This window comes from Streptomyces sp. NPDC002734 (assembly GCF_040295685.1).
In the GTDB taxonomy this organism is placed as follows: Bacteria; Actinomycetota; Actinomycetes; order Streptomycetales; family Streptomycetaceae; genus Streptomyces.
The window spans coordinates 50,844-76,838 of sequence record NZ_JBEOVU010000012.1 but is presented as its reverse complement, the minus strand read 5'-3'; the positions used below and the strand labels follow the sequence as shown (position 1 = coordinate 76,838).

Annotated in this window: 22 protein-coding genes; 17 read left to right on the top strand and 5 right to left on the bottom strand. The window is 73.2% G+C overall.

What is annotated here, in order from left to right:
* The first annotated feature begins 59 nt into the window (after positions 1-59).
* The 4 genes from ABT026_RS13290 to ABT026_RS13275 are packed head-to-tail and all read left to right on the top strand — an operon-like array spanning position 60 to position 2,686.
* A complete protein-coding gene (locus tag ABT026_RS13290) occupies positions 60-476 on the top strand; it encodes a roadblock/LC7 domain-containing protein (RefSeq protein ID WP_351114358.1) in 417 nt (138 codons plus the stop codon).
* The gene (locus ABT026_RS13285) at positions 473-829 is read left to right on the top strand and encodes a DUF742 domain-containing protein (RefSeq protein WP_351114357.1); all 357 of its coding nucleotides are present in this window, start codon (positions 473-475) and stop codon (positions 827-829) included. The genes ABT026_RS13290 and ABT026_RS13285 overlap by 4 nt, the downstream gene beginning before the upstream one ends.
* Positions 810-1,427, top strand: coding sequence for a GTP-binding protein (locus tag ABT026_RS13280; protein ID WP_351114356.1), 618 nt, complete (start codon positions 810-812; stop codon positions 1,425-1,427). Before ABT026_RS13285 ends, ABT026_RS13280 begins: the two co-directional genes overlap by 20 nt.
* Positions 1,424-2,686, top strand: a complete 1,263-nt coding sequence (locus ABT026_RS13275) for a cytochrome P450 (protein WP_351114355.1) — start codon at positions 1,424-1,426, stop codon at positions 2,684-2,686. The genes ABT026_RS13280 and ABT026_RS13275 overlap by 4 nt, the downstream gene beginning before the upstream one ends.
* A gap of 161 nt (positions 2,687-2,847) precedes the next feature.
* Here the strand turns inward: ABT026_RS13275 and ABT026_RS13270 are convergent, their stop codons facing one another.
* The 5 genes from ABT026_RS13270 to ABT026_RS13250 all read right to left on the bottom strand — a co-directional run bounded on the left by ABT026_RS13270 (position 2,848) and on the right by ABT026_RS13250 (position 9,750).
* A complete protein-coding gene (locus ABT026_RS13270; RefSeq protein WP_351114353.1) occupies positions 2,848-4,074 on the bottom strand; it encodes a cytochrome P450 in 1,227 nt (408 codons plus the stop codon).
* 155 nt (positions 4,075-4,229) lie between these two features.
* Entirely contained in the window at positions 4,230-6,590 is a 2,361-nt protein-coding gene (locus ABT026_RS13265) for a transglutaminase TgpA family protein (RefSeq protein ID WP_351114351.1), read from the bottom strand.
* On the bottom strand, positions 6,587-7,936 hold the full coding sequence (locus tag ABT026_RS13260) for a DUF58 domain-containing protein (RefSeq protein ID WP_351114350.1): 1,350 nt from the start codon (positions 7,934-7,936) through the stop codon (positions 6,587-6,589). The genes ABT026_RS13265 and ABT026_RS13260 overlap by 4 nt, the downstream gene beginning before the upstream one ends.
* Positions 7,936-8,919 carry an AAA family ATPase gene (locus ABT026_RS13255; protein WP_351114349.1) on the bottom strand — a complete coding sequence of 328 codons (984 nt, stop codon included), beginning with the start codon at positions 8,917-8,919 and terminating at the stop codon, positions 7,936-7,938. Before ABT026_RS13255 ends, ABT026_RS13260 begins: the two co-directional genes overlap by 1 nt.
* A 279-nt stretch (positions 8,920-9,198) precedes the next feature.
* On the bottom strand, positions 9,199-9,750 hold the full coding sequence (locus ABT026_RS13250; RefSeq protein ID WP_351114348.1) for a beta-class carbonic anhydrase: 552 nt from the start codon (positions 9,748-9,750) through the stop codon (positions 9,199-9,201).
* Positions 9,751-10,178: 428 nt separating this feature from the next.
* On the opposite strand from ABT026_RS13250, the gene rsmH reads away from it, so the two are divergent.
* From rsmH to ABT026_RS13185, 13 genes are all read left to right on the top strand, one after another.
* Positions 10,179-11,144 (top strand): 16S rRNA (cytosine(1402)-N(4))-methyltransferase RsmH, encoded by a 966-nt coding sequence (rsmH, locus tag ABT026_RS13245; RefSeq protein ID WP_351114347.1) that lies wholly within the window; start codon positions 10,179-10,181, stop codon positions 11,142-11,144.
* Between the two features lie 25 nt (positions 11,145-11,169).
* The gene (ftsL, locus tag ABT026_RS13240) at positions 11,170-11,742 is read left to right on the top strand and encodes a cell division protein FtsL (protein ID WP_351114346.1); all 573 of its coding nucleotides are present in this window, start codon (positions 11,170-11,172) and stop codon (positions 11,740-11,742) included.
* Positions 11,739-13,718 carry a peptidoglycan D,D-transpeptidase FtsI family protein gene (locus ABT026_RS13235; RefSeq protein ID WP_351114345.1) on the top strand — a complete coding sequence of 660 codons (1,980 nt, stop codon included), beginning with the start codon at positions 11,739-11,741 and terminating at the stop codon, positions 13,716-13,718. Before ftsL ends, ABT026_RS13235 begins: the two co-directional genes overlap by 4 nt.
* Positions 13,719-13,764: 46 nt before the next feature.
* Positions 13,765-15,438, top strand: coding sequence for a UDP-N-acetylmuramoyl-L-alanyl-D-glutamate--2,6-diaminopimelate ligase (locus tag ABT026_RS13230; protein WP_502967964.1), 1,674 nt, complete (start codon positions 13,765-13,767; stop codon positions 15,436-15,438).
* A gap of 4 nt (positions 15,439-15,442) precedes the next feature.
* Positions 15,443-16,861: a UDP-N-acetylmuramoyl-tripeptide--D-alanyl-D-alanine ligase gene (locus ABT026_RS13225; protein WP_351114342.1), complete on the top strand. Its 1,419-nt coding sequence runs from the start codon at positions 15,443-15,445 to the stop codon at positions 16,859-16,861.
* The gene (gene mraY / locus ABT026_RS13220; RefSeq protein WP_351114462.1) at positions 16,861-17,931 is read left to right on the top strand and encodes a phospho-N-acetylmuramoyl-pentapeptide-transferase; all 1,071 of its coding nucleotides are present in this window, start codon (positions 16,861-16,863) and stop codon (positions 17,929-17,931) included. Before ABT026_RS13225 ends, mraY begins: the two co-directional genes overlap by 1 nt.
* Positions 17,913-19,373: a UDP-N-acetylmuramoyl-L-alanine--D-glutamate ligase gene (gene murD, locus ABT026_RS13215; protein ID WP_351114341.1), complete on the top strand. Its 1,461-nt coding sequence runs from the start codon at positions 17,913-17,915 to the stop codon at positions 19,371-19,373. The genes mraY and murD overlap by 19 nt, the downstream gene beginning before the upstream one ends.
* A 157-nt stretch (positions 19,374-19,530) precedes the next feature.
* The gene (gene ftsW / locus ABT026_RS13210; RefSeq protein ID WP_351114340.1) at positions 19,531-20,907 is read left to right on the top strand and encodes a putative lipid II flippase FtsW; all 1,377 of its coding nucleotides are present in this window, start codon (positions 19,531-19,533) and stop codon (positions 20,905-20,907) included.
* A gap of 6 nt (positions 20,908-20,913) precedes the next feature.
* Positions 20,914-22,008: an undecaprenyldiphospho-muramoylpentapeptide beta-N-acetylglucosaminyltransferase gene (murG, locus tag ABT026_RS13205; RefSeq protein WP_351114339.1), complete on the top strand. Its 1,095-nt coding sequence runs from the start codon at positions 20,914-20,916 to the stop codon at positions 22,006-22,008.
* Between the two features lie 72 nt (positions 22,009-22,080).
* The gene (locus tag ABT026_RS13200; protein WP_351114338.1) at positions 22,081-22,899 is read left to right on the top strand and encodes a cell division protein FtsQ/DivIB; all 819 of its coding nucleotides are present in this window, start codon (positions 22,081-22,083) and stop codon (positions 22,897-22,899) included.
* Between the two features lie 279 nt (positions 22,900-23,178).
* Positions 23,179-24,411 carry a cell division protein FtsZ gene (gene ftsZ, locus ABT026_RS13195; protein ID WP_351114337.1) on the top strand — a complete coding sequence of 411 codons (1,233 nt, stop codon included), beginning with the start codon at positions 23,179-23,181 and terminating at the stop codon, positions 24,409-24,411.
* A gap of 10 nt (positions 24,412-24,421) precedes the next feature.
* The gene (pgeF, locus tag ABT026_RS13190; protein WP_351114336.1) at positions 24,422-25,153 is read left to right on the top strand and encodes a peptidoglycan editing factor PgeF; all 732 of its coding nucleotides are present in this window, start codon (positions 24,422-24,424) and stop codon (positions 25,151-25,153) included.
* Between the two features lie 6 nt (positions 25,154-25,159).
* A complete protein-coding gene (locus tag ABT026_RS13185; RefSeq protein ID WP_351114335.1) occupies positions 25,160-25,894 on the top strand; it encodes a YggS family pyridoxal phosphate-dependent enzyme in 735 nt (244 codons plus the stop codon).
* The last annotated feature ends 101 nt before the right edge of the window (positions 25,895-25,995 follow it).

The window sequence follows — 25,995 nt, the reverse complement described above, 5'->3', positions numbered from 1 at the left end:
ATTGGAGGACCGGGGCGGTGGTGCCGGAGGATTCCGGCACCACCGCCCCGACACCCCGCATGCAGACCACCGACAACAGCCTCAGCTGGCTCCTGCAGAACCTGCAGGAACGCACCCCCGGCACCCGGCACGCACTGGTCCTGTCCCGCGACGGACTGAAGCTGTGCTGGAGCGAGCACCTGTCCGTCGACCAGGCCGACCAGCTCGCCGCCATCTGCTCCGGCATCCAGGCCCTCGCCCAGGGCGCCTCGATGGAATTCGGCGACGGCACCGGCGGCGTACGGCACTCGATGACCGAGTTCCACGGCGGTCTGCTGTTCGTCGTGGAGGCCGGCGAGGGCGCACACCTGGCGGTCGTCGCCGACGAGGACGCGGACCCGGGAGTCGTGGGCCACCAGATGACGGAACTGGTGGAGCAGATCGGCGAGCACCTGCGGGCCGAGCCACGGGACCCGGCCAGGGACGGCACAGCGTGAGGCGCGAACCCGTCGACACGGGCGACCCCGACCGGCTCTACACGGTGACCGGGGGACGCCACCACGCCGACGAACCCCTCGACCTGGTCACCCTCCTGGTCAGCGAGTGCGAGCCGACGGCCGGCATGCAGTCCGAGCACGTCCGGATCCTGGAGCTGTGCCGTCACCCCACCGCCGTCGTCGAGGTCGCCGCGGAGCTGCGCCTGCCGATCACGGTGGTGCGCATCCTGCTCGCCGACCTGCTGGACGCCGGCCGCGTCACGGCGCGCCACCCGCGGGCGGCGGCGTCCGTCGCCGACCTGCCCGATTCGCAACTGCTCAAGGAAGTGCTTCATGGGCTCCGCAACATCTGAGTTGCCCTCCCTGCGCCTACCGCTGACGGACCGGGCGGAGACCGGACTGAAGATAGTCGTCGTGGGCGGCTTCGGCGTCGGCAAGACGACCCTGGTCCGCTCCGTCAGCGAGATCAGGCCGCTGAACACCGAAGAGGTGATGACCCAGGCCGGCGTCGGCGTCGACGAGACCGATCCCGCCTCGCGGAAGCACACGACGACGGTCGCCTTCGACTTCGGACGGATCAGCCTCAACGACCGCATGGTGCTGTACCTGTTCGGCGCACCCGGCCAGGAGCGGTTCTGGTTCCTGTGGGACCGGCTCTTCTCGGGAACGCTGGGCGCGGTCGTCCTCGTCGACACGCGCCGGGTGGACGACTCCTGGTACGCGATCGACAGGCTGGAGCACCACGGCACCCCCTTCGTGGTGGCCGTCAACCGGTTCGAGCAGGACGGGGCCAGGTACTCCCTCGACGAGGTGCGCCAGGCGCTCGCCCTGCCGGCGCGCGTGCCGATGGTCGAGTGCGACGCGCGGGACCGACAGTCGGCCAAGGACGTGCTGATCACTCTCGTGGACCACCTTTACGACCTGGCCATGGCCAAGGAGGCGACACCGTGACCGCATCCGGACACCCGGCCCCGCACGGCGCGCCGTCCGCGTGCCCCGCCCACCAGGAAGCGGTCCGCCTGACGGGGCTGGAGTACCAGCAGTCGCCGTCGCAGCTCTACCGCGCCCTGCGCCGGGAGCACGGCCCCGTCGCACCGGTGCTGCTGGAGGGCGACATCCCCGCCTGGCTGGTGCTGGGCTACTCCGAGGTCACCTACGTGACCCAGCACGACGAGCTGTTCGCTCGCGACTCGCGGCGCTGGAACCAGTGGGGAGGAATCCCGCAGGACTGGCCGCTGCTGCCGTTCGTCGGGTACCAGCCCTCGGTGCTGTTCACCGAGGGGGACGAGCACCGGCGGCGGGCCGGAGTGATCACGCAGGCCCTGGAGGGCGTCGACCAGTTCGAGCTGGCGCTCAACTGCCGGCTGATCGCCGACGAACTGATCGCCCGCTTCGCCGGCAGCGGCGACGCCGAGCTCATGACCGGCTACGCGCACGCCCTGCCGATGCGGGCCGTGGTGCAGATGTGCGGCATGCCGGCCTCGGGTACGGACACCCGGCAGCTGGTGGACGACCTGCGCATCTCCCTGGACGCGGCGGAGGGCGACGACCCGGTGGCGGCGTACGGCCGCGTGGCCGAGCGGCTGCGGCAGCTGGTGAACGACAAGCGGGCCGCTCCGGGCCCCGACGTCACTTCCCGCATGCTCGCCCACCCGGCGGGCCTGACGGACGAGGAGATCGTCCAGGACCTGATCTCGGTGATCGCCGCGGCGCAGCAGCCGACCGGGAACTGGATCGGCAACACACTGCGCCTGCTGCTGACGGACGAACGGTTCGCCGTGAACGTCTCGGGCGGCAGGCTCAGCGTGGGCGAGGCGCTCAACGAGGTGCTGTGGCTGGACACGCCCACGCAGAACTTCATCGGGCGGTGGGCCACCGGGGACGTGCAGCTGGGCGGCCGCCAGATCCGGGCCGGCGACTGCCTGGTCCTGGGGCTCGCCGCGGCCAACAGCGACCCGCAGATCTGGCCGGAGGGACACGTGGGGGCCGAGAACGCCGCCCACCTGTCCTTCAGCAACGGGGAACACCGCTGCCCCTATCCCGCCCCGCTGCTGGCGGACATCATGGCGCGCACCGCCGTCGAGACCCTGCTGGACCGGCTGCCCGACCTGATGCTGGCCGTCGATCCGAAGGAGCTGACCTGGCGCCCGTCGATCTGGATGCGGGGCCTCACCGAGCTTCCCGTGCACTTCACACCGGTCGTGCGGTAGGGCCACGCGCCCGAGGCGGGGCGCTCGCGGAGCGGTCATGCCCCGCCCCGCGAGCGGCTCGGGTTCTCCGCCCCGCGAGCGACCCGGGCTCCCCGCCCGGGCGGCGGCTCGGGCACAGGGCCCGGGCAGGCGCCCGGGGCGGCTCGCGGCGATCCGGGAGGTCAGCCGGAGACCGGGGTGAACCGGACGGGGAGACGTGCCGGACCCCGGGTGAACACGCCCTGCTCCGCGGGCTCGAAACCCTCGGCGAGACGCACGTCGGGCATGGCGTCGAGCAGCTGGCCGACGCCGGTCTCCACCTCGGCCTTCGCCAGCAGCGCGCCGACGCAGAAATGCCGGCCGAGCGCGAAGGCCAGGTGGTCGGCGGCGGCGGAGAACGCCGTCGTGGTGGTGAGGTCGTCGCGGAAGATGTCGAAGCGGTCCGGGTCGCTGTAGCGCCTGTCGTCGCGGTTGGCTGCGCCGATCAGGCAGGTGACGGTGACCCCGGCGGGCAGCGTGCCGCCACTCAGCTCCACCTCCTCCGCCGACTGCCGCATGATCATGTGGACCGGCGGGGTGTACCGCAGGGTCTCGGCGAAGGCCCGGGGGATCAGGCTGCGGTCCTCCCGGACGGCGGCGAGCTGGTCGGGGTGGCGCAGCAGGTTCGAGAAGATGCCGGCGATGGCTTTGTCCGTGGTCTCGCCCCCGGCGGCCAGCAGCAGGCTGCAGAACGCCTTGATGTCCTCGTCGCTCATCCGGACGCCGTCCACCTCGGCGGCGCAGAGCTGGGACAACAGGTCGGTGCCCGGACGGTCACGGCGCTCACGGATGATCGGCAGCATGTACTCGGCGAACTCCACCCGGGTCCGCTCACCCGCCGCGGCCACCTCGGCGTCCCCCGACAGGTTGCCGAGGAACGCGATGACAGCCGTGTACCAGCGGTGGAACCGCTCGTGGTCGCCCTTGTTCAGGCCCAGCATGTCGGCGATGACGTTGACCGGGAAGCGGGTGGCGTAGTCGGTGACCAGATCCGCCGAGCCGGTGTGCCGGAACGCGTCGATCAGCTCGCGCGAATTGCGCTCGATGACGGGCAGGAACTTCTCCTGCAGGTCGGTGCCGCGGAAGGCGGGAGCCACCAGCGCACGCCGCACGGCGTGTTCGCGTCCGCTCAGCTGCAGGATCGTCTTCCCGTGCACGGGCTCGATCTGCCAGTCGTAGTTGTCGGTGGTGAACTGGCCCTGCTTGTCCTTGAAGACGCGCTCGACGTCCTCGTAGCGCGACACGACGTAGCTCTGTGTTGCCTCGTGCCACAGGAGGGGCGCGCTGTCACGGAAGACGCGGTACGCGGGATAGGGGTCCGCTGCGAACTCCGGCGAAAGGATGTCGGGCACCTGCTGCGCGGTCGACATGAAGCTCCCTGGGTCGTGATGCTGTTGATCCACAAGCTAGTTGATGAACCGTCAGGGAGGAACAGCTCCCCGGACTCCCAACTCCACCTCCTCCTGAGCCCGTTCGGCCCTCACGGCGCCGACGGCGCCGACGGCGGCGGCGCCGGCGGCGACCGTCAGGCCGCGCGCCGGGCCGACCGGGCGCGGACTCCTGCCGCACGGGCGGCGAGGGCCCGGCGGACGCGGACCGCGGAACGCGGGGCGAGGGCGGCGCGCAGGCGCGCGGGGCGGGTCGCCGAGGCAAGCAGCCCTTCGACCACCGCCCGGGCGTCGGCCACCAGTTCCGGCACCGCCCGGGCCCGCGGCGCGTAGAGCACCCGCTCGACCGCCGTCGCCAGCCGGTGCACCGCGTCCTTCCTCGGCCCGTCCAGCCCGCCGGTCCGCGCGACGCGCTCCGCCGCCCGGCGCGGCGTGAGCGAGCCGTCCGGGACGGTGCCGAGGTCCCAGGCGGTGTCGGTGACCTCGCGCCACAGCCGCAGCGTGTGAGCGGCCACGTCCGCCTCGTCCCGCGGCGGGGTGCCGAGCCGTCGCCCGCGTACCCGGGTGCGCCACAGCATCGGCGACAGCGGCACCAGCACGACGACCAGGGCGAGCAGCGACCACAGCAGGACCTGCGGCCACCGGGGCCCGCCGCCGGCGGCCGCCGCCGGCTCGTCCTCGTCCGGACAGGCGTCCAGACGCCGCAGCTCCGGCGTGCAGCTCGCGCTGCTGGAGGGCTTCGGCTTGGGCGCCGTCAGCTCGTCGTCCTCGGGAGCCGCCGAGGGCGTCGGCGTCGCACCGCCCGGCGTGGTCTCCGGCCGGGTGTACTCCGGGACCGTGCCCCGCGTCGGCGTGGGCTCGAACCGGGTCCACCCCACGCCCTCGAAGTACAGCTCCGGCCAGGCGTGCGCGTCCTGGAGGTTCACCTCCACGCTCCCGTCGCCCCGCTCGGCGCCCGGGGCGAAGCCGACCGCGACCCGGGCCGGTATGCCCAGCGAACGCGCCATGGCGGCCATCGCGAAGGAGAAGTGGACGCAGAAGCCCTGGCGGGTGTCCAGGAACCGGGTGATCGCGTCCGGGTCCTCGCCCACCTCGACCTCGGTGTCGTAGGTGAAGTCACCGGTGACCGAGAACCACTCCTGCAGGGCCACCGCCTGCTCGTAGGCGTTGCCCGCGTCCTCGGTGACCGCGCGCGCCGTCTCGCCGACCTCGTCGGGCAGGGACGACGGGAGGTCGGTGAAGTTCCGCAGCTCGGGGCCCGGCGCCGGGGCGGAGGCCAGCTGTTCCCGCGTCGGCAGGACCTCCAGGCTGGAGACCTGCCAGGTCTCGCCCTCCGTGGTGGCGCCGGCGTCGCCGCTGACGGTCAGGCTCAGCGGGTCGAGCCGCCACTGGCCGAGCGCCTCGGCCCAGGTGGCCGGGTAGGGCATCGGCAGGTGCCGCTGCTCGTACCAGCCGGCGGCCGTGATCCGGCTGGTCACCTCCTTGCGCAGCACCTGCCGGCCCAGGCCCGGCGGGTCGGGGAAGCGGGGCGGGAGCGGCACGGTCCGCCGCGGCGAGGCCTTCCAGGTGGTGCCGTCGAACTCGTCCAGCGAGGCGATCCGCAGGTACATGTCGCTGGTGCGGCGGGAGGTGGTGCGCACGGTCAGCACCGTGCGGTCGTCGGAGTCGTTGAGGTTGTCGCGCAGCGCGACCAGCAGGTCCACCGAGTTGCCGGTGCCGCGCCCCCCGGTCCCCGAGCCGCTGCCCGAGCCGAGGCCGCTCACCAGGCTGGTGCCCAGCGAGGGCAGGGCGGCCGGAGCCAGCAGCGCCACTCCCAGCGCGGCCGCCCCGATCCGGCGCCCGGTCCGCTGCCCTCTTACCCGTCCGGGCCGCTGCCCGCGGCCCGCGGCGTCCGCCGGGGGACCACCGAAGGTGCGGCCCCACCGGGTGAGCCGCTCCCGGCCGTCGGCCAGCAGCAGGACCAGGTAGCCGACCGCCGCCGCGCCGAACGCGAACGCCCCCGCGCCGCCCTCCTCGGCGAGGCCCGCGGCCACCGAGTACAGCGCCAGCAAGGGCAGCCCGGCAGGGGCGGCCAGCGCGTAGGTCACCGCCAGGGTGTCCACCAGCACCGCGATCAGCAGCACGCCGCCGACCAGCAGCAGCGCGATGCCGGGGGTCAGCGGCGCCGGGTTCGCGTACTCGGTGACGTCCGCCAGCCCCTGCCGCGCCAGGACCGCGAGGCGGGTCACCGCCTCGGGGCCCGGGAGCAGCCAGGCCACCGCCTGCTCCCGGGCGAAGAACAACGACAACAGGGACAGCGAGGCCGTCAGTTCGACGACGACGACCGTCGGCCGGGGCGCGGAGAACCGCCTGGCCGTCGCGCCCACGCCCGCCAGCAGGGCGACCGCGACGACGGCCTTGGCGTACCAGGTGCCCTCCTCGGTCAGCGGTATCAGCGCGATCGCCGTGAGCAGCGTCGCCGCCGCTGCGGCCAGCGTCGTCCTCGTCCGCACGCTCATCGCCGCTCACCGCCGTCCACGAGACCCGTCCGCTGCTGGTCCGCCTGCCGCCACACGGCCGCCATCGAGGCCCCGCGCGGCGCCCGCACCACCGTCCAGCCCGCCTCGCGCAGCACCCGCTCGGCGTCCGGGGCGGCGGCTGCCGCCCCCGCGTCCACCGGGGAGTCCGGCTCGGCGTCCTCCTCGTCGTCCTCCGGGAGGAAGGCGAGCGCGCCGCCGGTGCGATGCCGCATCCGGGCGACGGCGCCCGCCTGTTCCTCGTCGAGCGCGCCCAGGAACGCCACCAGCAGTCCGTCGCCGCTGCGGCGCAGCACCTCCTGCGCCGCCGTCAGCCCCTCGCCGTCGGAGTGGCCGATCACCGACAGGGTGTCCATCAGCAGCCCCGCCGCCTCGGCGGTCTCGGCGCCGGCGGCCCCGAAGGAGGCTCCCGCCTCGCCGGGCACCAGATTTCCGGTGTCGGTCAGCAGCCGCACCGCGTACCCGCGCTGCAGCATGTGCGTGAGCACCGAGGCCGCGCCGGACACCGACCACTCGAACGCCGAGCCCGGGCCCGCGCCCCGGTAGGCCTCCCGCCGGGTGTCCAGCAGCACCGTGCACCGGGCGCGGTGCGGCTGCTCCTCCCGCCGGACCATCAGCTCGCCGTACCGCGCGGTGGACCGCCAGTGGACCCGGCGCAGGTCGTCGCCGTACCGGTAGCCGCGCGGCAGCACGTCGTCCTCGCCGGCCACCGCCATGGAACGCTGCCGCCCGTCGCCGAACCCCTGGGCCCCGCGGCCCAGCCGTGCCGGCGGCAGCGCCTCCACCCGCGGCACCACCGTCAGCATGTCGTGCGCGGCGAACGAGCGGGTGAGCTCGCACATCCCGAACGGGTCCGCCAGCCGCAGCTCCAGGGGACCCAGCGGATACCGGCCCCGCAGGTCGGGGCGGACCCGGTAGGACACCTCGCGCTGCCCGCCCGGCTGGACGCGGTCCAGCACGAAGCGGGGCCGCGGGCCCAGCATGTACGGCACCCGGTCCTGGAGCATCAGCAGCCCGGTGGGCAGCCGGGAGACGTTGTCCACCCGCAGCCGCACCCGCGCCTCGGCGCCCGTCGGCACCCGCACCGGCGTCAGCGTGCGCGAGGACGTCACCCGGTGCCGGGTCCGGTGCACCGCGACGGCGCACAGCAGCGGCAGCGCCGCCAGCAGCAGCCCCACCCGCAGCAGGTCCTGCTGCCCCAGCACGTACGCGCACACCCCCGCCGCCACCCCCGCGGCGAGGAACGAACGCCCCCGGGTGGTCAGCCCCGCCAGCGCCACCCGCATCCCTCCAGGGCCGCGCGCGGCCCGCCGGCCCCCCGGCTGCATCACAGGCCCCGCGCGCCCGGAGCGGAGGGCACCGGCGTCTGCACCAGGATCTCCCGCACCACCGTCTCAGCCGTCCGCCCGGCCAGCTGGGCCTGGGCGTTCGGCAGCAGACGGTGGGCCAGCACCGCCTCGGTCAGCGCCTGCACGTCGTCCGGGAGCGCGAACTCCCGCCCGGCCAGCGCCGCCGCGGCCTTCGACGCGCGCAGCAGGTGTAGCGTGGCGCGCGGCGAGGCGCCCAGTCTCAGGTCCCGGTGGACGCGGGTGGCCGCGACCAGCTGCACCGCGTACCGGCGGACCGCATCCGAGACGTGCACCTCGCGGACCGCCTCGATCAGCTTCACGATGTCGTGCGCGTGCGCCACCGGCTGAAGGTCCTCCAGCGGGGGCGCCCCGCCGTGCACGTCCAGCATCCGCAGTTCGGCCTCCGCGCTCGGATAGCCGATGGAGACGCGGGCCATGAACCGGTCCCGCTGCGCCTCCGGCAGGGGGTAGGTGCCCTCCATCTCGACCGGGTTCTGGGTGGCCACCACCATGAACGGGCTGGGCAGCGGATAGGTCTGGCCGTCGATGGTGACCTGCCGCTCCTCCATCGACTCCAGCAGAGCCGACTGCGTCTTGGGAGAGGCGCGGTTGATCTCGTCGCCGATCACCATCTGGGAGAAGATCGCGCCCGGCTTGAACTCGAAGTCCCGCCGCTGCTGGTCCCAGATGGAGACGCCGGTGATGTCCGACGGCAGCAGGTCCGGGGTGAACTGGATGCGCCGCACCGAGCAGTCCACCGAACGGGCCAGCGCCTTGGCGAGCATCGTCTTGCCGACGCCCGGCACGTCCTCGATCAGCAGATGCCCCTCGGCCAGCAGCACCGTCAGCGCCAGCCGCACGACTTCCGGTTTGCCCTCGATCACCTGCTCGACCGCGCCGCGAATCCGCTCCGTCGTCGCGGTCAGATCGGAAAGGTTCCCTCGGTCGTCATAGGTCGTCACCCCGGCCCCCTTCGGCCCCAATGTCATGTCCCCTGAGCAACGGCGTGTTCGCGTGCCCCCGTCCGCATTCTTGTTCGCCGGAGTCCTGCCTGTCAGGACGTGTGGACAAGACCGGTCCGGACCGGGGGCGGCCTGGGGACGACTCGGGCGACTTTCGCAGGGTTTGCCACCCGTTCGGGGGACGCCGAACGCCCGGCCCGGGAGGAATCCCGGACCGGGCGCCTGAGAAAAGCCGAGGTGACACGGGGCACGGGGCGGACAGGACGCCCGCCCGGGCCGTCAGGAGCCGTCGATCTCCCGCAGCAGACCGGTCTTCACGTCGAAGACGAAACCGCGGACGTCGTCGGTGTGGAGCAGGAACGGCGAGGTGCGCACCTTCTGCATGGACTGCCGCACGTCCTGGTCGACGTCGCGGAAAGCCTCCACCGCCCAGGTCGGACGCTGGCCGACCTCCATCTCCAGCTCGTGCCGGAACTCCTCGGTGAGGGACTCCAGGCCGCAGCCGGTGTGGTGGATCAGCACGACGCTGCGGGTGCCCAGCGCGCGCTGGCTGATGGTCAGGGAGCGGATCACGTCGTCGGTGACCACGCCGCCCGCGTTGCGCACGGTGTGGCAGTCGCCCAGGTCGAGACCGAGCGCCGCGTGCAGGTCGAGGCGCGCGTCCATGCAGGCGACGACCGCCACGCGCAGCACCGGGCGGGCGTCCATGCCGGGGTCGGTGAAGGCCGCGGCGTAGTTCTGGTTCGCCTCGACCAGGCGGTCGGTCACGGGGCCGGTGGTGTCGGCGCCGGGGGAGGGGGCGGCGGAGCCGGCAGAAGCAGAAGTCGACATGAGGAAGACGTTACTGGCCGCTTCCCGCCCCGACACTTGCGGAAGGGGACAAACGGAACCGTCGATCTTCTGTGTGAGGTAACCCACAAGGGTGGAGTGCACTGCGCCGCACGGGTGATTCCTGTAGGGCGGGGGCGGCACCGCCCCCGGGCGGGACGACGCGCAGGGCAGTTGATTGACCGGCAGACAGGGTGGACTAAAGTGACGCGAAGCGGGAGGCGAGACACGCGATGCCCTCCCCGCTGGACCGAATTCCGGAGCACCCGGGCCGAGGACGCCCGGGATCTCCCCACGTGCGCGGCGCGTACGTGCGGCTCGGCCTCCTCCCGCTCCTGGCCGGCCGACGCTCCTGGCGCCGGCGGGCCTCCCCTCCGCGAGCGGGCGGTGACCCGGTTGCGCGTATCGCCACGCGGACCTGAGAGGGCCCCTTGAGCGAGAGCCGACATGTCCCTGTGATGCTCCGGCGGTGCCTGGATCTCCTGGCGCCCGCGCTGGAGCGGCCGGGAGCGGTCGTGGTCGACTGCACCCTCGGCCTCGGCGGGCACAGCGAAGCCATGCTCACCCGGTTCCCCGAGGTCCGGCTGATCGGCCTGGACCGCGACAAGGAGGCGCTGCGCCTGTCCGGCGAGCGGCTCGCCCCCTTCGGCGACCGGGCCACCCTGGTGCACGCCGTCTACGACGAGCTCCCCGAGGTCCTGGACCGCCTAGGCATCCCCTCCGCGCACGGCGTCCAGGGCGTCCTCTTCGACCTTGGCGTCTCCTCCATGCAGCTGGACGAGGCCGACCGGGGCTTCGCCTACGCCCAGGACGCCCCCCTGGACATGCGCATGGACCAGACCACCGGCATCAGCGCCGCCGAGGTCCTCAACACCTACCCGCCGGGCGAACTGGTGCGGATCCTGCGCGCGTACGGCGAGGAGAAGCAGGCCAAGCGGATCGTCTCCGCCGTGGTGCGCGAACGCCAGAAGGAGCCGTTCACCAACAGCGCCCGGCTGGTGCAGCTGATCCGCGACGCCCTGCCGCAGGCCGCCAAGCGCACCGGCGGCAACCCCGCCAAGCGCACCTTCCAGGCCCTGCGCATCGAGGTCAACGGCGAGTTGAGCGTCCTGGAGCGGGCGATCCCCGCCGCGGTGAAGGCCCTCGCCGTCGGCGGGCGGATCGGCGTGCTGTCGTACCACTCGCTGGAGGACCGGCTGGTCAAGCAGGTCTTCGCGGCCGGCGCCGCCTCCACGGCGCCGCCCGGACTGCCGGTCGTGCCCGAGGAGTACCAGCCCCGGCTGAAGCTGCTCACCCGCGGGGCCGAGCTGCCCACCGAGGAGGAGATCGCCGAGAACCGGCGGGCCGCCCCGGCCCGGTTCCGCGGGGCGGAGCGCGTCAGGGAGGACGTCCGGTGACCACCGAGGGGCAAGGGGAGGACGGATGAGCGGGAAACCACCGTTGCGGGGTCGCGCGGCACGGCTGGCGGCGCTGCTGCCCACCCGGGGGAGCCAGGCCGCCCGCACGCCGTTCGTGCTGCTGGTGGTCGCCCTGCTGGGCGGCGGGCTGATCACCCTGCTGCTGCTCAACTCGGCGCTCAGCGAGGGCTCGTTCCGCCTCTCCGACCTGCGCCGCGAGACCAAGACCCTGACCGACGACGAGCAGGCGCTTCAGCGCGACGTCGACGCCTACGCGGCGCCCGACGCGCTGGCCCGCCGCGCCCAGGAGCTCGGCATGGTCCCCGGCGGCGACCCCGCCTTCCTCCAGCCCGACGGCACCGTCCGCGGCAGGCCGCAGGCCGCCACCGGCGTCCCCTCGCCGCCCGCGCAGGCATCGCCGTCCGCCTCGGCGACGGCGGCCGCCGGACCCGGCGGATCGGCATCCCCGTCCGGAAGCGGGGAACCGAAGGCCTCCGGCCCGGCGTCCCCCACCGCGCCGGGAACCGCGGCGGGGGCGGCCACGTCCTCCCCGAACGCCGCCTCCACCGAACCGAGTTCTCCGACCCCCGGCAGGTGACGGAAGTGCCCGACAGGCAAGCCCAGCGACGCCGCGTCCCCGCGCCCGGGCGGCAGGCCCGGTCCGCCGGGTCGGCCGCCCGCCGCCCGTCCGGGTCCGGCGGCCGCGGCGGACGGCCCACGCCGCCGCGCCGCCCGTCCGGCCCCAAGCCGCTGCGGCTCGGCAGCCCGCGCCCCCGGCTCCGCCTGATCGGCCTCGCCCTGACCCTGGTGCTGTCCGCCTTCCTGGTGCGGCTGCTCCAGGTCCAGGCGGTGGACGCGAGCACCTACACGGCCAAGGCCCAGCAGAACCGCTACGTCGACCAGAAGGTCGAGGCGCAGCGCGGCGACATCACCGACCGCAACGGCGTCGCCCTGGCCAGCAGCGTCGACGCCGACGACATCACCGCCGACCCGACGATGTTCACCCGCAAGGCCACCGGCATCGACGACGCGCCCGAGCGGGCCGCCGAGCTGCTGGCCCAGGTGCTCGAGGCCGACGACGAGGAGCAGGCGGAGATCGCCCGCAAGCTGCGGACGAAGAACACCATGTACGTCCTCCTGGCCCGTCGCCGCACCCCGCAGGAGTGGCAGCAGATCGCCGACCTCAAGGCCGAACTCGCCCGCCAGGAGGGCGAGGACTCCGGTGTGGTCAACGTGCTGGCCGGCGTCTTCTCCGCGCCCAGCAGCAAGCGCGTCTACCCCAACCGCGACCTGGCCGGCTCCGTGCTGGGCTGGGTCGACGCCGAGGGCCGGGGCGGCGGCGGCATCGAGCGGCAGATGCAGGAGAGCCTGGCCGGCCGGGACGGGAAGATCCGCTACGCGCAGTCCGGCGGACGGCAGGTGCCCACCGCCGGAGGGAGCGAGAAGCCGGCGGTGCCCGGCTCCACCGTCGAGCTCACCCTCGACCGCGACATCCAGTGGGCCGCCCAGAAGGCCATCGGCGACCAGGTGGCCGCCTCGAAGGCCGACCGCGGCTACGTCATCGTCCAGGACACCCGCACCGGCGAGATCCTGGCCATGGCCAACGCCCCCGGCTTCGACCCCAACGACCTCTCGAAGGCCGACCCCGAGGCCCTGCGCAACGCCGCCGTGGAGGACGCCTTCGAACCCGGCTCCACCGCCAAGGTGATCTCCATGGCCGCGGTGCTCGACGAGGGCGTGGCCACCCCGGGAACCCACGTCACGGTCCCCAACCGGCTGCACCGCGGCGACCGGCTCTTCCGCGACGATATCGACCACGAGACCTGGCACCTCACGCTCAACGGCGTGCTCGCCAAGTCCAGCAACATCGGCACCATCATGGCCACCGGCCAGCTCGGCGACACTCAGAAGGAGGCCAACCAGGTCCTCCACTCCTACCTGCGCAAGTTCGGCCTCGGACAGCCCACCGGGCTCGGCCTGCCCGGCGCCACCTCCGGCATCCTCGCCCCGCCCGGGGAGTGGTCCACCTCGCAGCAGTACACGATCCCCTTCGGCCAGGGCGTGTCCGTCAACGCCCTGCAGGCGGCCTCCGTCTACTCCACGGTCGCCAACGACGGCGTGCGGGTGCAGCCCACCCTGGTCCGCGGCACCCGCGGCCCGGACGGCGGCTTCACCCCCGCGGAGGAGCCGCGCAGGACCCGCGTGGTCAGCGAGAAGACCGCCAGGACCCTCGCCAGGATGCTGGAGTCCGTGGTCGACGACGAGGAGGGCACCGGCACCAGGGCCCGCATCCCCGGCTACCGGGTGGCCGGCAAGACCGGCACCGCCAACCGGGTGGATCCCAGGACCGGCAACTACAGCGGCTACACCTCCTCCTTCGCCGGGTTCGCGCCCGCCGACAAGCCGAGGGTCACCGTCTACTGCGTCATCCAGAACCCCACCGAGGGCAGCCACTTCGGCGGACAGATCTGCGGCCCCGTGTACAAGCAGGTCATGGAGTTCGCCCTGAAGACCCTCCAGGTCCCGCCCACCGGGAAGGAACCCGCCCGACTGCCCGTCACCTTCAAGCCCTGAGCTCCGCCGCACACCGTCAGCACGACCCAGAACAGCAGGAACGCCCGTGACGACGATCACCTCCGGTCCCGGCCCCGCCGACGGATCCGGTCACGCCCCGCCCGGCCCCTCGCTTCGCTCCGGAACCCCCGCGCCCGGTACGCTCACCGCCGTGCCACAAGCTGATCAGTCCCCCCACAACCAGAAACCCGCGGGGCCGCCGAGGCCCGCGCGGGTCGCCGCGACCCCCCTCGGCGAGCTGGCCCGGGCGCTCGGCGCCCCGGACCCGGCGAGCGGCGCCGAGGTCACCGGCATCACCCACGACTCGCGCGCGGTGCGGCCGGGCGACCTGTACGCGGCCCTGCCGGGCGCGCGCGCCCACGGCGCGGACTTCGCCGCCCAGGCCGCCTCCCTCGGCGCGGCCGCCGTGCTCACCGACCCCGCCGGCGCCGAACGCGCCGCGGCCACCGGGCTGCCGGTCCTCGTCACCGAGGACCCGCGCGGCCGGATGGGCGAACTCGCCGCCACCGTCTACGGCCGCCCGGGCGACGCGCTGCTGCAGATCGGCATCACCGGCACCTCCGGCAAGACCACCACCGCCTACCTGATCGAGGGCGGTCTGCGCACCGCGCGGTCCACCGGGCTGATCGGCACGGTCGAGATGCGCATCGGCGACGAGCGGATCAAGTCCGAGCGCACCACCCCCGAGGCCACCGACCTCCAGGCCCTGTTCGCGGTGATGCGCGAACGCGGCGTCGAGGCCGTCGCCATGGAGGTCTCCAGCCACGCCCTGGTGCTGGGCCGGGTGGACGGCTGCGTCTTCGACGTGGCGGTCTTCAACAACCTCAGCCCGGAACACATGGAGTTCCACCGGGACATGGAGGACTACTACCAGGCCAAGGCGAGCCTGTTCACCCCCGAGCGCAGCCGCCTCGGCGTGGTCAACACCGACGACGAGTACGGCCGCCGCCTCGCCCGTGAGGCCGGCGTCCCGGTGATCACCTACTCCGCCGACGGCAGCCCCGACGCCGACTGGCGCGCCGAGGACGTCCGCACCGGCGCCATGGACTCCACCTTCACCGCGGTCGGCCCCAAGGGCGAGCGGATCACCGCCCGCGCCCCGCTGCCGGGCTGGTTCAACGTGGCCAACACCCTCGCCGCGATCGTCGCGCTGTCCGCCGCCGGACTCGACCCGCAGGCCGCCGCCGACGGCGTCGCCGCGGTGCCCGGCGTCCCCGGCCGCCTCGAACGCGTCGACGCCGGCCAGCCCTACCTGGCGGTCGTCGACTACGCCCACAAGACCGACGCCGTCGAGTCGGTGCTGCGCGCCCTGCGCCTGGTCACCGAGGGCCGCCTGCACGTGGTCATCGGCTGCGGCGGCGACCGCGACACGACCAAGCGCGGCCCGATGGGCGCCGCCGCGGCCCGTCTCGCCGACACCGCCCTGCTCACCTCCGACAACCCCCGCTCCGAGGACCCCCTGGCGATCCTCGCCGCGATGCTGGAGGGCGCCGCCTCGGTGCCCGCCCACGAGCGCGGCGAGGTCCGGGTCTTCGAGGACCGGGCCGCGGCCGTCGCGGCCGCCGTCGCCCTCGCCGGGCCCGGCGACACCGTGCTGGTGGCCGGCAAGGGCCACGAGCAGGGCCAGGACATCGCCGGCGTCGTCCGGCCCTTCGACGACCGCCAGGTCCTCCGCGAAGCCATCCAGAAGACCCAGGCACCCCAGAAGACCCAGGGATGAACCAGTGATCGCCCTCTCCCTCGCCGAGATCGCAGAAGCCGTCGGCGGGCAGACGCACGACATACCGGATCCGTCCGTCCAGGTCACCGGACCGGTCGTCCGCGACTCCCGTGACGTGACGCCAGGAAGCCTCTTCGCCGCCTTCACGGGCGAACGCGTCGACGGCCACGACTTCGCGGCGCAGGTCGTCCAGGCGGGTGCGGTCGCCGTCCTGGCGGCCCGCCCCGTCGGCGTGCCCGCGATCGTCGTGGACGACGTCCAGGCCGCCCTCGGCGCCCTCGCCCGCCATGTCGTGACCCGCCTCGGCGCCACCCTCGTCGCCCTGACCGGGTCCGCCGGGAAGACCAGCACCAAGGACCTCATCGCCCAGGTGCTCGGCCGCAAGGCGCCCACCGTCTGGACGCCGGGCTCGCTCAACAACGAGATCGGACTCCCGCTCACCGCGCTCAGCGCCACCGAGGAAACCCGTTTCCTGGTGCTGGAGATGGGCGCCCGCGGCATCGGTCACATCCGCTACCTGTGCGGCCTCACCCCGCCCCGGATCGGCGTCGTGCTCAACGTGGGCAGCGCCCACATCGGCGAGTTCGGCGGCCGGGAGCAGATCGCCCAGGCCAAGGGCGAGATGGTCGAGTCGCTGCCGTCCGCCGAGGACGGCGGCATCGCCGTGCTGAACATGGACGATCCGTACGTCAAGGCCATGGCCTCCCGAACCACGGCGAAGACGGTCTTCTTCGGCGAGGCGGACGAAGCGGACGTCCGTGCCGAGAACGTCCGACTCACGGACACCGGACGCCCCGCGTTCCGCCTCCACACACCCTCCGGGTGCAGCGATGTGACAATGCGCCTGTACGGTGAGCACCACGTGTCGAACGCGCTCGCCGCGGCCGCCGTCGCCCATGAGCTGGGCATGTCCGCGGAAGAGATCGCCCTCGCGCTCTCCGAGGCGGGCTCCCTCTCCCGCTGGCGGATGGAGGTCACCGAGCGCCCGGACGGCGTGACCGTCGTCAACGACGCCTACAACGCGAACCCCGAGTCCATGCGAGCAGCCCTGCGCGCGCTCGTCGCCATGGGTGAGACCGCACGGGCCAAGGGGGGCCGTACGTGGGCGGTGCTCGGCCAGATGGCCGAGCTCGGGGACGAGGCTCTCGCCGAGCACGACGCCGTCGGACGGCTCGCCGTCCGGCTCAATGTCGGCAAGCTCGTCGCGGTCGGTGGCCAGGAGGCCCGCTGGCTGCAACTGGGCGCATACAACGAGGGTTCGTGGGGTGAGGAGTCGGTGCACGTGTCCGACGCAGAGGCGGCGATCGACCTGTTGCGCAGCGAGCTGCGACCGGGGGACGTCGTCCTGGTGAAGGCTTCCCGGTCGGTGGGGCTCGAGAAGGTCGCCGAGGCGCTGCTCGAGGGTGAGGTCGCCGCCCGATGATGAATCAGATCCTGTTCGCGGGAGTCATCGGCCTCTTCCTGACTCTGATCGGCACCCCGCTGCTGATCAAGCTGCTGGCCAAGAAGGGCTACGGCCAGTACATCCGCGACGACGGCCCGCGCGAGCACCACAGCAAGCGCGGCACGCCGACCATGGGTGGCATCGCCTTCATCCTGGCGACGATCATCGCGTACTTCGCGGCCAAGCTGATCACCGGCAACGAGCTCACGCTCTCCGGTCTGCTGGTCCTCGGCCTGATGGCCGGCATGGGCCTGGTCGGCTTCCTCGACGACTACATCAAGATCGTCAAGAGGCGCTCGCTCGGCCTTCGGGCCAAGGCGAAGATGGCCGGCCAGCTCATCGTGGGCGTCGCCTTCGCGGTGCTCTCGCTGCAGTTCGCGGACATCCGGGGCAACACCCCGGCCTCCACCCGGATCTCCTTCGTCGAGGACTTCGGCTGGTCGATCGGCCCGGTGCTGTTCGTGGTCTGGGCGCTGTTCATGATCCTCGCCATGTCGAACGGCGTGAACCTCACCGACGGCCTCGACGGCCTCGCCACCGGCGCCTCGGTGATGGTCTTCGGCGCCTACACCTTCATCGGCATCTGGCAGTTCCAGGAGTCCTGCGCCAACGCCGGCACGCTCACCAACCCGGGCGCCTGCTTCGAGGTACGGGACCCACTGGACCTCGCGGTGGTCGCCGCGGCCCTGATGGGCTCCTGCTTCGGCTTCCTGTGGTGGAACACCTCCCCGGCGAAGATCTTCATGGGCGACACCGGCTCGCTGGCCCTCGGCGGCGCGCTGGCCGGCCTGGCGATCTGCTCCCGCACCGAGCTGCTGCTCGCGCTGCTGGGCGGTCTGTTCGTCCTCATCACCATGTCGGTGGTCATCCAGGTCGGCTCCTTCAAGATGACCGGCAAGCGGGTCTTCCGGATGGCGCCGCTGCAGCACCACTTCGAACTCAAGGGCTGGTCCGAGGTCCTGGTCGTGGTCCGCTTCTGGATCATCCAGGGCATGTGCGTCATCGTCGGACTGGGCGTCTTCTACGCGGGATGGGCGGCGAACAAGTGACCCACGGCCAGGAGTGGCGGGGCCTGCGGCAGGGAGGGGATCTGCGGGGGAAGAACGTCACGGTCGCCGGGCTCGGAGTCTCCGGCGTCCCGGCGGCCAAGGTCCTCGCGGACCTGGGCGCGCACGTCACCGTCGTCAACGACGGCGACGACGAGCGCGCCCGCGCCCAGGCCGCCGAGCTCGCCGAGCTGGGCGTCACCGTCCGCCTCGGCGACGGCGACACACTGCCGGACGGCGCCGAGCTGATCGTCACCGCGCCCGGCTGGCGGCCCGACAAGCCGCTGTTCGCCGCCGCCCGCGAGGCCGGCGTGCCGGTCTGGGGCGACGTCGAGCTCGCCTGGCGGCTGCGCGACCTCGACGGCCGCACCCCCGCCCCCTGGCTCTGCGTCACGGGCACCAACGGCAAGACCACCACCACGCGGATGCTCGCCTCCATCCTGGAGGCCGCCGGACTGCGCACCGCCGCCGTCGGCAACATCGGGGTCTCCCTGCTGGACGCCGTCCTCGGCGACACCGCGTACGACGTGCTCGCCGTGGAGCTCTCCAGCTACCAGCTGCACTGGGCGCCCTCGCTGCGCGCCCACTCCGCCACGGTCCTCAACCTGGCGCCCGACCACCTCGACTGGCACGGCTCCATGGAGGCGTACGCCGCCGACAAGGGCCGCGTCTACGAGGGCAACCAGGTCGCCTGCGTCTACAACGTGGCCGACAAGGCCACCGAGGACCTGGTCCGCGAGGCCGACGTCGAGGAGGGCTGCCGCGCCGTCGGCTTCACCCTCGGCACCCCCGGTCCCTCCCAGGTCGGCGTCGTCGACGGCATCCTGGTCGACCGGGCCTTCGTCGAGAACCGGCAGAAGAACGCCCAGGAACTCGCCGAGGTCTCCGACGTCCGGCCGTCGGTGCCGCACAACATCGCCAACGCGCTGGCCGCGGCCGCGCTGGCCCGCGCCTTCGGCGTCCCGGCCGGGGCGGTCCGCGACGGGCTGCGCGCCTTCCGGCCCGACGCCCACCGCATCGCCCACGTCGCCGACGTGGACGGCGTCTCCTACGTCGACGACTCCAAGGCCACCAACACCCACGCGGCGGAGGCCTCCCTGGCCTCCTACGGCTCCGTGGTGTGGATCGCCGGCGGACTCGCCAAGGGCGCCACCTTCGACGAACTGGTCACCCGGGCCGCCGACCGGCTGCGGGCGGTGGTGCTGATCGGCGCCGACCGCGCGCTGATCCGCGAGGCGCTGGAGCGCCATGTGCCCGAGGTGCCGGTGGTCGAGCTCGACCGCACCGACGAGGGCGCGATGGCCGCCGCGGTCGCCGAGGCCCGTGCCCTCGCCCAGGAGGGCGACACGGTGCTCCTGGCGCCCGCCTGCGCCTCCATGGACATGTTCGTCAACTACAACGCCCGGGGCGAGGCGTTCGAGAGGGCCGTCGGCGAACTGGCCTGACCCGGAGGGCGGTCGCGGGGACTCCCCGGCCGCCCTTCGGCGTCCGCCGCGCCGGACCGTACCCGGCGGACGACCGCCGGGCCCGCCGGGCACGGCGGGTCGGACACGGGCGCCGGGGAAGGCGTGGTTGGATCGGTCGCCGATCGGAAGGGGTGCCATGGAACGCAACGGGACGAAGCGACCCGCGAGCCCGGGCCGCCGCAGCGCCCGCGTGCCGGCGCCCGTCGCGGCCAGGCCCGCCGAGCCGGTGCGGGAGAACCCGGTGCGGCGCGCGGTCACCCGGGCCCGCAAGGCCTGGGACCGGCCGCTGACCGCCTACTACCTGATCCTGGGCGGCAGTTCGCTGATCACCGTGCTCGGCCTGGTGATGGTCTACTCGGCCTCGCAGATCACCGCGCTGCGCTACTCGCTGCCCGGGGCCTACTTCTTCCGCAAGCAGCTGCTCGCCGCCGTCATCGGCGGCGTGCTCCTGCTCGTGGCCTCCCGGATGCCGACCAAGCTGCTCCGGGCGCTCGCCTACCCGGCCCTGGCCTGCTCCGTCTTCCTGATGATCCTGGTGCAGATCCCCGGGATAGGAGTGGCGGTCAACGGCAACCAGAACTGGATCCCGCTGGGCGGCAGTTTCCAGATCCAGCCGAGCGAGCTCGGCAAGCTCGCCCTGGTCCTGTGGGGGGCCGACCTGATGGCCCGCAAGCAGGACAAGCGGCTGCTGACCCAGTGGAAGCACCTGCTGGTCCCGCTGGTGCCGGTGGCGTTCCTGCTGCTCGCCCTGATCATGATCGGCGGGGACATGGGAACCGCCATCATCCTCACCGCGGTCCTCTTCGGCCTGCTGTGGCTGGCCGGAGCCCCCACCCGGCTGTTCGCCGGGGTGCTGTCCGTGGCCGGCGCCATCGGCGTCTACTTCATCACCAGCAGCGACAACAGGATGGCCCGCCTCGCGTGCCTCGGCGCCACCGACCCCGGCCCCGACGACCGGTGCTGGCAGGCGCTGCACGGCCTCTACGCGCTCGCCAACGGCGGCCTGTTCGGCTCGGGCCTGGGCGCGAGTGTGGAAAAATGGGGACAACTCCCGGAAGCGCACACGGACTTCATCTTCGCCGTCACCGGCGAGGAACTGGGTCTGGCGGGGACGCTGTCGGTGCTCGCCCTCTTCGCCGCTCTAGGCTATGCGGGCATCCGCGTGGCCGGACGCACGGAGGACCCCTTCGTACGGTATGCCGCGGGAGGCGTGACCACCTGGATCACGGCCCAGGCCATGATCAACATCGGTGCGGTGCTCGGCCTGCTGCCGATCGCCGGCGTCCCGCTCCCGCTGTTCTCCTACGGCGGATCCGCCCTGCTGCCAACCATGTTCGCCGTCGGGCTGCTGATCGCGTTCGCGCGTGACGAGCCCGCCGCGCGGGCGGCGCTTGCGATGCGCCAACCCCGCTTTGGTAAAAAGCGGGCGGGGAAGAACCGGCCGGTCCGGGAACCCCGTCGATGGAACACGATGCGACGGCGCGCCACGGCGCGTTCGTCCGGAGAGCGGTGAATTTCGGTGCATGTCGTACTCGCCGGCGGAGGAACCGCGGGCCACATCGAGCCCGCGCTCGCCCTCGCGGACGCCCTGCGCAGGCAGGACCCGACCGTGGGCATCACGGCCCTGGGCACGGAACGCGGTCTGGAGACGCGTCTGGTGCCCGAACGCGGCTACGAGCTGGCGCTGATCCCGGCGGTCCCGCTGCCGCGCAAGCCCACCCCTGAGCTGATCACCGTCCCCGGCCGGCTGCGCGGCACCATCCGGGCCGCCGAGGAGATCCTGGAGCGCACCAAGGCGGACGCCGTGGTCGGCTTCGGCGGCTACGTCGCGCTGCCCGGCTACCTGGCCGCCAAGCGCCTGGGCGTGCCGATCGTCGTCCACGAGGCCAACGCCCGCCCGGGCCTGGCCAACAAGATCGGCTCCCGGTACGCCTCCCGCGTCGCCGTCGCGACCCCGGACAGCAAGCTGCGCGGGGCCCGCTACATCGGCATCCCGCTGCGCCGCTCCATCGCCACCCTCGACCGCGCCGCCGTGCGCGCCGAGGCGCGCGCCGCGTTCGGGCTCGACCCCAACCTGCCCACCCTGCTGGTGACCGGCGGCTCCCAGGGCGCCCGCCGGCTCAACGAGGTGGTCCAGCGGATCGCCCCGCGCCTGCAGCAGTCCGGCGTCCAGATCCTGCACGCGGTCGGCCCGAAGAACGAACTGCCCCAGGTCCACCAGATGCCGGGGATGCCCCCGTACATCCCGGTGAGTTACCTGGACCGGATGGATCTCGCCTACGCGGCGGCGGACATGATGCTCTGCCGCGCCGGCGCGATGACCGTCGCCGAGCTCTCCGCCGTCGGCCTGCCGGCCGCCTACGTCCCGCTGCCCATCGGCAACGGCGAACAGCGGCTCAACGCCCAGCCGCTGGTCAAGGCGGGCGGCGGCATGCTGGTCGACGACGCGGAGCTGACGGAGGACTGGGTCCTGCAGAACGTCATGCCCGTGCTCACCGACCCGCACCAGCTCTACCAGATGTCCCGCGCCGCCGCGGAGTTCGGCCGCCGGGACGCCGACGAGCTCCTCGTCGGCATGGTCCACGAGGCCATCGCCGAGGCCCGTCGCGCCTGACCGCCCGCGGGCGGTGGGGCGGGGAGCGGACCCGGCAGTACGCACGACGCAGCACGACGGAGGGCAGGGAGCGTGGCCGCAGCGACGACGGAGGCCGAACGCGGTGACCGCCGCCCGGACCCGGCAGAACAGGCCGGGCCCGGCGGCCCCTCCTGGCGCGGCCGCCTCCCCGCCCCGCCGAGCCGGCGCACCCTGGTGGTCGCCGGCGCGGTGGCGGCGCTGCTGGCCGCCGGCGTCGTCTGGCTGCTGTACGGCTCCGCGTGGCTGCGGGTCGGCGAGGTGGGAGTCGCCGGCACCCGCGTGCTCGGCGAGGACGAGGTGCGCCGCGCGGCCGCCGTCCCCGACGGGCTGCCGCTGGCCTCCGTGGACACCGAGGCGGTCGAGGCGCGGGTGCGCGGGGCGCTGCCCCGGGTGAAGTCGGTGGAGGCGGACCGGGACTGGCCGCACGGCGTCACCCTGCGGGTGACCGAGCGCACCGCCGTGCTGATCCTCGCGGAGGGCGACGGCTTCACCGAGGTCGACGCCACCGGCGTCCGGTTCGCCACCCTGCCCAAGGCCCCCGGCTCCGTGCCGCTGCTCGAACTCGACCCGTCCTCCGCGCGGTCCGCCACCTCGACGCTGCGCCGGTTCGGCCGCGACCGGCTGGTGCGCGAGGCGGTCCGGGTCGCCCGCGACATCCCGGACCAGGTGGCCCGCTCCACCCGGAGGGTCAAGGTCCGTACCTTCGACGCCTTCTCGCTGGAACTGAAGGACGGACGCACCGTCCGCTGGGGCAGCCCGGAGGACGGCGCGGCGAAAGCCCGTACCCTGCAGGCCCTGATGAAGGCAACCCCGCGGGCCCGGCACTTCGACGTCAGTGTCCCCTCCGCCCCTGCGTCATCAGCGAGTTGACGCACATCAGCGCAGGCCAGCACCCGGACTGGGCAGTCACGCGCTTGATCACATAGGGTGAAAAGAAAAGCGGGAGGTTCGGCGTGTTCGTTGAACGTGCGCCACTTGTCGACCTAGTGTCCTGTTCGGAATAGTCCAGGGAACAGACACACTGGTAACCCTAAACTTCACCGTTAGGGTTCGGGTCGGCGTTCGGACCGTCCCATTCGGCATCAGCCGGCGCACCGCGGGGAACCCGCGAGGCGTCCGGCACGTAACTCGAGGCGAGAGGCCTTCGACGTGGCAGCACCGCAGAACTACCTCGCAGTCATCAAAGTCATCGGTGTCGGCGGCGGTGGTGTCAATGCCATCAACCGGATGATCGAGGTCGGTCTCAAGGGCGTCGAGTTCATCGCCATCAACACCGACGCTCAGGCGCTGTTGATGAGCGACGCCGACGTCAAGCTCGACGTCGGCCGCGAACTCACCCGCGGACTCGGCGCCGGCGCCAACCCGGCGGTCGGCCGCAAGGCCGCCGAGGACCACCGCGAGGAGATCGAGGAGGTCCTCAAGGGGGCCGACATGGTCTTCGTGACCGCCGGCGAGGGCGGCGGCACCGGCACCGGCGGCGCGCCCGTCGTGGCCAACATCGCCCGTTCGCTCGGTGCGCTGACGATCGGCGTGGTCACCCGCCCGTTCACCTTCGAGGGGCGCCGCCGCGCGAACCAGGCGGAGGACGGCATCGCCGAGCTCCGCAACGAGGTGGACACCCTCATCGTCATCCCCAACGACCGGCTGCTGTCCATCTCGGACCGCCAGGTCTCGGTCCTCGACGCCTTCAAGTCGGCCGACCAGGTCCTGCTCTCCGGCGTCCAGGGCATCACCGACCTGATCACCACCCCGGGTCTCATCAACCTCGACTTCGCCGACGTCAAGTCCGTGATGTCCGAGGCGGGCTCCGCCCTGATGGGCATCGGCTCCGCCCGCGGCGACGACCGCGCGGTGGCCGCCGCCGAGATGGCCATCTCCTCGCCGCTGCTCGAGGCGTCCATCGACGGCGCCCGCGGCGTCCTGCTCTCCATCTCCGGCGGTTCCGACCTCGGCCTGTTCGAGATCAACGAGGCGGCCCAGCTGGTCAGCGAGGCGGCCCACCCCGAGGCCAACATCATCTTCGGCGCGGTCATCGACGACGCGCTCGGCGACGAGGTCCGGGTCACCGTGATCGCCGCCGGGTTCGACGGCGGCCAGCCGCCCGCCAAGCGGGAGAACGTCCTCGGCTCGGCCTCCGCCAAGCGCGAGGAGCCGGCCGCCCCGTCGCGGCCCGCCGAGCCCGCGCGCCCGTCCTTCGGGTCGCTCGGCAGCGTGACGCCCAAGGAGGAGACCCCGGCTCCGGCCGCCCCGGCCCCCGAGCCGGTGGCCGAGCAGCGTCCGGCCGCCACCCCGGTCACGCCGGTCGTTCCCCCGCTCCCGCAGTCCCGCAGCTACCCGGACAGCATGGCCGAGGAGCTCGACGTCCCGGACTTCCTGAAGTGACACTCCCCAAGTGATAGATCAGCGCGAGAGCGTCAGCGGCGCGCACTTCGCCTTCACCGACAGGTGGGGCGGGGTGAGCGCCGCTCCGTATGAGGAGTTCAACCTCGGCGGCGCGGTCGGCGACGACCCCGCGGCCGTCCTGGCCAACCGCGGCCGGGCCGCCCGCTGTCTGGGTCTGGACCCGGGCCGGGTGGTCTGGATGAACCAGGTCCACGGCGCCGACGTGGCCGAGGTCGACGGGCCCTGGGGCGAGGGTGCGGACATCCCGTCGGTCGACGCCCTGGTCACCGCCCGCCCGGGCCTGGCGCCGGCGGTCCTCACCGCCGACTGCGTCCCCGTCCTGCTCGCCGACCCGGTGGCCGGCGTCGTCGCCGCGGCGCACGCCGGGCGGCCGGGCATGGTGGCCGGCGTCGTCCCGGCGGCGGTCGAGGCGATGACGAAGCTGGGCGCCGACCCCTCCCGGATCGTGGCCCGGACCGGACCGTCGGTGTGCGGGCGGTGCTACGAGGTGCCGGAGCGGATGCGCGATGAGGTCGCCGCCGTCGAACCGGCCGCGTACGCCGAGACCTCCTGGGGCACGCCCGCGGTCGACGTGGCCGCAGGGGTGCACGCACAGCTGGCGCGGCTGGGGGTGCGTGACGCCGGGCGGTCGCCGGTGTGCACCATGGAGTCGCGTGATCATTTCTCGTACCGCCGCGACCGGACCACCGGCCGGCTCGCCGGGTACGTCTGGCTGGACTGAAGAGGCATGACGGAGAGCGGAACGAAAGAGCGCGGCGAGGAACTCGCGGCGAACCTGGCCCGGGTCCGGGACCGGATCGCCGCGGCGTGCGACGCCGCGGGGCGGGCACATGACGAGGTGACCCTGATCGTGGTCACCAAGACGTACCCGGCGAGCGACGTGCGGATCCTGGCGGAGCTCGGGGTGCGGCAGGTGGCCGAGAACCGGGACCAGGACGCCGCCCCGAAGGCGGCGGACTGTGCCGATCTGCCCCTTTCCTGGCACTTCGTCGGCCAGTTGCAGACCAACAAGGTCCGTTCTGTGGCCGGTTATGCCGACATGGTGCAGTCCGTCGACCGCGCCCGGCTCGTCACCGCCCTCTCCAAGGAGGCGGTGCGCCGAGGCCGGGAGATCGGCTGCCTGATCCAGGTCGCGCTGGACGCCGAGGAGAAGGAGCGCGGGGAACGCGGCGGCGTGGCGCCCGGCGGGGTCGAGGAACTGGCCGCGCTGATCGCCTCGTCGGAGGGTCTTCGGCTCGGCGGACTGATGACCGTCGCCCCGCTCAGCGGTCCGTACGCGGGACGTCGACGGGCCGCGTTCGACAGACTGATGGATTTGTCGACTGCCCTGCGCCGAGCCCATCCGACTGCAACCATGGTGTCGGCCGGGATGAGTGCGGACCTCGAAGAGGCTGTGGCGGCCGGGGCGACACACGTACGCGTCGGCAGCGCGGTGCTCGGAGTCCGTCCCGGGCTCGGGTAACGTCGCCAAGAGTCGGACCACAACAGAAAATATGGTCTTTACCGCCGAATGGCGGGCAGAACGACCTCGTGGATCGCGGGGACGTGGCAGTCGTCAGCCGA

Coding starts and splice junctions, on each gene's coding strand:
- ABT026_RS13290 (WP_351114358.1), top strand. CDS start 60: ATGCAGACCACCGACAACAGCCTCAGCTGGCTCCTGCAGAACCTGCAG.
- ABT026_RS13280 (WP_351114356.1), top strand. CDS start 810: ATGGGCTCCGCAACATCTGAGTTGCCCTCCCTGCGCCTACCGCTGACG.
- ABT026_RS13270 (WP_351114353.1), bottom strand. CDS start 4,074: ATGTCGACCGCGCAGCAGGTGCCCGACATCCTTTCGCCGGAGTTCGCA.
- ABT026_RS13265 (WP_351114351.1), bottom strand. CDS start 6,590: ATGAGCGTGCGGACGAGGACGACGCTGGCCGCAGCGGCGGCGACGCTG.
- ABT026_RS13260 (WP_351114350.1), bottom strand. CDS start 7,936: ATGCAGCCGGGGGGCCGGCGGGCCGCGCGCGGCCCTGGAGGGATGCGG.
- ABT026_RS13250 (WP_351114348.1), bottom strand. CDS start 9,750: ATGTCGACTTCTGCTTCTGCCGGCTCCGCCGCCCCCTCCCCCGGCGCC.
- ftsL (WP_351114346.1), top strand. CDS start 11,170: ATGAGCGGGAAACCACCGTTGCGGGGTCGCGCGGCACGGCTGGCGGCG.
- mraY (WP_351114462.1), top strand. CDS start 16,861: ATGAATCAGATCCTGTTCGCGGGAGTCATCGGCCTCTTCCTGACTCTG.
- murD (WP_351114341.1), top strand. CDS start 17,913: ATGGGCGGCGAACAAGTGACCCACGGCCAGGAGTGGCGGGGCCTGCGG.
- ftsW (WP_351114340.1), top strand. CDS start 19,531: ATGGAACGCAACGGGACGAAGCGACCCGCGAGCCCGGGCCGCCGCAGC.
- ABT026_RS13185 (WP_351114335.1), top strand. CDS start 25,160: ATGACGGAGAGCGGAACGAAAGAGCGCGGCGAGGAACTCGCGGCGAAC.